Origin of the sequence: Vibrio scophthalmi LMG 19158 (assembly GCF_000222585.1) — a bacterium.
GTDB classification, from domain to species: domain Bacteria; phylum Pseudomonadota; class Gammaproteobacteria; order Enterobacterales; family Vibrionaceae; genus Vibrio; species Vibrio scophthalmi.
This window is the reverse complement of the sequence record NZ_AFWE01000163.1, coordinates 1-1,722: the sequence shown is the minus strand read 5'-3', so window position 1 is coordinate 1,722 and position 1,722 is coordinate 1. Positions and strand designations below refer to the sequence as shown.

General features: G+C 44.3%; 2 protein-coding genes. Both read right to left on the bottom strand.

Annotation, left to right across the window (positions count from 1 at the left end; translation table 11 throughout):
• Nucleotides 1–180: 180 nt before the first annotated feature.
• Nucleotides 181–396 carry a hypothetical protein gene (locus tag RH88_RS12880; RefSeq protein ID WP_005596617.1) on the bottom strand — a complete coding sequence of 72 codons (216 nt, stop codon included), beginning with the start codon at nt 394–396 and terminating at the stop codon, nt 181–183.
• A gap of 56 nt (nt 397–452) precedes the next feature.
• Nucleotides 453–1,412, bottom strand: a complete 960-nt coding sequence (locus RH88_RS12875; RefSeq protein WP_005596614.1) for a rolling circle replication-associated protein — start codon at nt 1,410–1,412, stop codon at nt 453–455.
• Between the last annotated feature and the right edge of the window lie 310 nt (nt 1,413–1,722).

Sequence of the window (1,722 nt, the reverse complement as noted above, 5' to 3'; positions counted from 1 at the left end):
TGAGCCGTGGCGCTCTCGCTTCATCCCCGCTCTCCTCTCTCTTCTCTTATCAAATTTAAAGGTTTACTGACGCGCGGATTTAACAAATGGGACTAAAATCCACATGGTTTCCGCTTGTCTGAAATTCACCAAACAAAAAAGGGAACCCCTTCCCCGACGAAACGGGGCCCCTTCCCCTTTTTAATTTGGCAAATTCCCTGATTGAATGGCCTGCAACATCGTGGCGTAACCGTTAATTGTCTGAATTAGGGCGTACTGGTCCTCCTGCAATTGGTCAAAAACAGAGGAATTGATGTGCTCAGGAACGGTGGTGAGCGTCATTAGGCAGGTAGAAAGATTTTCGAGATCGTTTAGTAGATCTTTCAGGCCAATAATAGAATAATTTTCAGTAGTCATAATTAACTCCAGTTAAGTTAGTTTTGATTAGCCTTTGGTGGGTGTTGGAGCACTCATCAAAGGCGCGCTTCTTCCTCTTCAGAAAGATAAATCTCATATCCCTGAGAAATTAACATCTCAGCAATAAGAAGAATATTTTCGGAATCTATCCACTCAGAAACCCCGCGAACCTGTGATTTTTTATAATCGTTGCACTTAAGCATTTTTCTGGCGGAAGAGATCCTTTTTTTGCTGGATAGATAATCCTTACCAAACGCAAAATAACCATCGACGATTCGAGGGATGGAGGCTTCTTTGAATGCAGACCTAGCGTCAGAGAGTCGCCATTTACGGACGATACGGCGAAGAGCGAAATAAAATTCATTGGAGGCATTAATCTGTACTGCCTCATCAGTGACCCAGTCACCACAATGACCCCAAACACGACCCGTTTTTATCCAGCCAGAAGGAACCCCAGAAGATGAACGCTGGTAGTGGTCTGCGCCTCGAGAAGCGTGCTTAGATAAATATTTAAACCATCCCTTGATATCAGTAACGGTTTTCAAATGCTGACCCCGGGGAGAGGCTCCGTATTTTTCGGCCACAGCAATCCAGGACTGCTCAATAGCATGACCCCATGAAAGAGGTATTCCGATGTTGTCCTTCATTTTGGTTTGGGTTGTTTTGGGAAGAAATACAATGCCGTGAAGATGAGGTACACCTCGACGTTGCCACTCAGTCACCCAGTGAAGGCGAAGCATTCCCAACCTTCTCAATCTCTCGATAAAAGACCTTCGAATTTTATGCCACTCTTCCGAGCTTTCAGGACAATCACGAATAGTTAAGGTGAAAGCAACTCCGAACTCTTCATTATTACCAAAACTTTTTGGGGATACAGAGCGAAGCCAACGGGTATTATTTCTGGTAGCGGATTTAGACCACCCTTGAACCTGACCACGCTTTGCACGTTCGTGGTTATTTTTCTTAGGTGGTATGGCAGCAGTCATGCCATGGTGATAAACTTTAATTACAGGCATATGGTTTTCCAAAAATCTGTCAAGAATGTCTGTCATGCCCTCAGAGTTTTAGCGGACTCGTGAGGGTTTATTTTTTTGTATGCAAACTGTTCGCGCAGTATGCAATATGAAACTTAATATACACCCTGATGATCGGGCTTGGAAGTGTGTGCGTGCAGATATGTAACTACTAATCAAGGGAAGCTCACAGAACGCTGAAAATCCCCCTGTTATCACTTTATTTCTATGTATCAAGTAAAGAGGTCATTTCTCGTCCTCCTCCTTCGCTCAGTCTCGCTCCGTCGTCCGTCCTCAAAATGACACAGAGAGA

Excerpts from the sequence above, each read along its gene's own strand:
- RH88_RS12880 (WP_005596617.1), bottom strand. The coding sequence starts at position 396 with ATGACTACTGAAAATTATTCTATTATTGGCCTGAAAGATCTACTAAAC.
- RH88_RS12875 (WP_005596614.1), bottom strand. The coding sequence starts at position 1,412 with ATGCCTGTAATTAAAGTTTATCACCATGGCATGACTGCTGCCATACCA.